Source organism: Baaleninema simplex PCC 7105 (assembly GCF_000332355.1).
Lineage (GTDB): Bacteria > Cyanobacteriota > Cyanobacteriia > Cyanobacteriales > Geitlerinemataceae > Baaleninema > Baaleninema simplex.
This window is the reverse complement of the sequence record NZ_KB235958.1, coordinates 939,922-942,972: the sequence shown is the minus strand read 5'-3', so window position 1 is coordinate 942,972 and position 3,051 is coordinate 939,922. Positions and strand designations below refer to the sequence as shown.

Genomic DNA, 3,051 nt, shown 5'->3' with positions numbered 1-3,051 from the left:
CACCACATCCCTCCTTAGCCCCCTATCCCCCCTTCGCCCCCCTTTGAAAGGGGGGTTGGGGGGATAGATAGGGGTTTGTCAGGTTGGAAAAAACCAGTGTTTGAGTCCTCGACTCCGCTCGGACTCAACGCTGAGCGAAGTCGAAGCGAGCGAAGTCGAAGCGAGCGAAGTCGAAGCGAGCGAAGTCGAAGCGAGCGAAGTCGAAGCGAGCGAAGTCGAAGCGAGCGAAGTCGAAGCGAGCGAAGTCGAAGCGAGCGAAGTCGAAGCGAGCGAAGTCGAAGCGAGCGAAGTCGAAGCGAGCGAAGTCGAAGCGTTGAAATTCGGATTTCGGATGAGATCCCCAGCACCTTGGAGATGTCGGGGATCTGGAGAAACCATCCGATTTTCGGATAGGGTACTTCACTATGACTATATTTTGATTCACCTTAAAGTTCTTGATTTTGAGCTGTTATACAATTGAGTTTTCGATAATTCACGTCGTCCAGCAATTATTATGAGGTAAGTTGTTTAAATAGAAAATTATATGGACAAACTGACACAGTTACCCAAAAATTTGCCCGCTCCAGTCGATGACGGTGCTTGCGATCGCTTACTTGGAGAATTTTTACCATCCGTCAGTTTATTTTCAACTCAAGATAAATGGATCGATCTATCAACAATCGCCAATTTTGTTGTCATTTATTGCTATCCCATGACTGGACAACCGGGGGTTTCTTTACCGGATGGATGGGACGATATTCCTGGGGCAAGGGGATGTACTCCACAATCCTGTACGTTTCGGAATCGTCACCAAGAATTAGAAGAATTGGGAGCGAAAGTTTTTGGACTGAGTACTCAAAATACTGAGTATCAAAAAGAAGCAGTCGAACGGCTTCATTTACCATTTGAGCTTTTAAGTGACTGTGATTTAACTTTTACTGAAGCGCTAAAACTTCCCACTTTTGAAATCGCAGATCTACAGTTAATTAAACGAGTGACGCTAATTGCAAAAGACGGAAAAATTGTTAAAGTTTTTTACCCCGTCTTTCCTCCCGATCGCAACGCTGATGAAGTCATTGACTGGCTGCAAAACCACACCCCCTAAAAAGTCGAGAAATCTGTACGCTTGTCGTTCGAGACGGTTTCGGGATATTGTCGCGGCGATCGACCCACTCATCAAAACCCCGACTGGAGGGACTCGCCCCCCGTTGTAAAATAAACGGGTCGTGCGATTAGGAAAGGAGAAAACCGTGGCGCGTTTAGCTTTGTTGAGTGTATCGGATAAAACCGGATTGGTCGAATTCGCTCGATCGATCGTCGAAGAATTCCAATTTGACATCATTAGTAGCGGTGGAACCGCAAAAGTCTTACAAGACGCCGGACTCCCCGTAACCAAAGTCTCAGACTACACCGGATTTCCCGAAATTCTCGGCGGACGGGTCAAAACCCTACACCCTCGCGTTCACGGTGGAATTCTCGCCCGTCGCAACCTCCCCGAAGATCTCCAAGACTTAGAAGCCAACGACGTTCGCCCTATCGATTTGGTAGTGGTGAACCTCTACCCCTTTGAAGCCACGATCGCTCAACCTGACGTCACCCTCGCCGACGCCGTGGAAAAAATCGACATCGGCGGCCCGGCCATGTTGCGGGCGGCGGCGAAAAACTTCCAACATCTGACGGTGTTGTCTAACCCCGCCCAATACGACGGTTATTTAACGGAACTTCGCGAAAAAGGCGAACCGTCCTTTGAATTCCGCCGCCATTGCGCCAAAGCCGGATTCTGGCATACTTGTCAGTACGATCGCGCGATCGCCACCTACCTCGAAAGCCAAACCGAATCTGAAACCCTTCCCGAACAGTTTGGCGTGGCGGGGTCGCAAATTCAAGCCCTGCGTTACGGCGAAAACCCCCACCAAAAAGCCGCCTGGTATCAAATCGGTCAAACCGCCAGCGGTTGGGGCGCAGCGGAGAAACTGCAAGGAAAAGAACTCAGCTACAACAACCTCGTCGATTTAGAAGCCGCCCGTCGCATCATCGCGGAATTCCTCGGCGACGACAAACCCCCCGCAGCGGCGGTGTTGAAACATACCAATCCCTGCGGCGTTTCGGTGGGCGATACTTTGCTTCAAGCTTACGAAGACGCCTTTAACGCCGATTCCGTCTCCGCCTTTGGGGGAATTGTCGCCTTGAACCGTCCCATCGACGCCCCCACCGCAACGGCGTTGACAAAGACCTTTTTAGAATGTGTCGTCGCCCCCGGTTGCGAAGACGAGGCGAAGGAAATTTTGACGAAAAAGTCGAAAGTTCGCGTGTTGACGATGTCCGATTTGAACCTGGGAAGCCGCGAAACCCTTAAAGCGATCGCGGGAGGCTTTCTCGTCCAAACTGCCGACGATTTAGTCGAAGATACCACGCAATGGAAAATCGTCACAGAAAAACAACCCACACCGGAACAGTTAGAGGAATTGCTGTTCGCGTGGAAAGTCTGCAAACACGTTAAATCCAACGCCATTGTCGTGACGAAAAACCGCACCACGTTAGGAATTGGGGCGGGTCAAATGAACCGCGTCGGGGCGGCGAAAATTGCTCTCGAACAAGCCGGAGAACACTGTCAGGGGGCGACGTTAGCCAGCGATGGTTTCTTCCCCTTTGACGATTCTGTGCGTTCTGCTGCGGCGGCGGGAATTACGGCGATCGTTCAACCGGGCGGTAGCATTCGCGATAAGGATTCGATCGCAGCCGCCAACGAGTTAGGCGTCGTGATGGTTCTCACGGGAGTTCGCCACTTCTTGCATTAATTTAGCTTCGGGAAAAGGTTCTTTTCTGGTTTCGCGAGATCCCCGGAATCTCCAAGATTCCGGGGATCTTATACTTACAAATAAAGACAGCAGGAGGGATTGATGAAAGCGATTCACTTTGTCGAACGAGCCGGACTTTTAACTGAAGTTTGCCCATAACGAAATGAATGGAAAACGGGAAATTGGAGGGTTACGCCTCAGAAAGCCTTCGGGTGCATCCCAGTTTTGCAAGTGTTAGGCGTAAAAGTCTCCATTGAGATAAGCACAGCGTTGC

The 3,051-nt window shown here is 50.6% G+C and carries 3 protein-coding genes; all 3 read left to right on the top strand.

Annotated features, from left to right (window positions below):
- Positions 1-100 precede the first annotated feature (100 nt).
- The 3 genes from GEI7105_RS39700 to purH all read left to right on the top strand — a co-directional run bounded on the left by GEI7105_RS39700 (position 101) and on the right by purH (position 2,777).
- Positions 101-460 (top strand): hypothetical protein, encoded by a 360-nt coding sequence (locus GEI7105_RS39700; RefSeq protein WP_017659612.1) that lies wholly within the window; start codon positions 101-103, stop codon positions 458-460.
- A 63-nt stretch (positions 461-523) separates the two neighbouring features.
- Entirely contained in the window at positions 524-1,084 is a 561-nt protein-coding gene (locus tag GEI7105_RS0106200; protein ID WP_017659611.1) for a peroxiredoxin, read from the top strand.
- A gap of 145 nt (positions 1,085-1,229) precedes the next feature.
- The gene (gene purH / locus GEI7105_RS0106195) at positions 1,230-2,777 is read left to right on the top strand and encodes a bifunctional phosphoribosylaminoimidazolecarboxamide formyltransferase/IMP cyclohydrolase (protein ID WP_026097472.1); all 1,548 of its coding nucleotides are present in this window, start codon (positions 1,230-1,232) and stop codon (positions 2,775-2,777) included.
- The last annotated feature ends 274 nt before the right edge of the window (positions 2,778-3,051 follow it).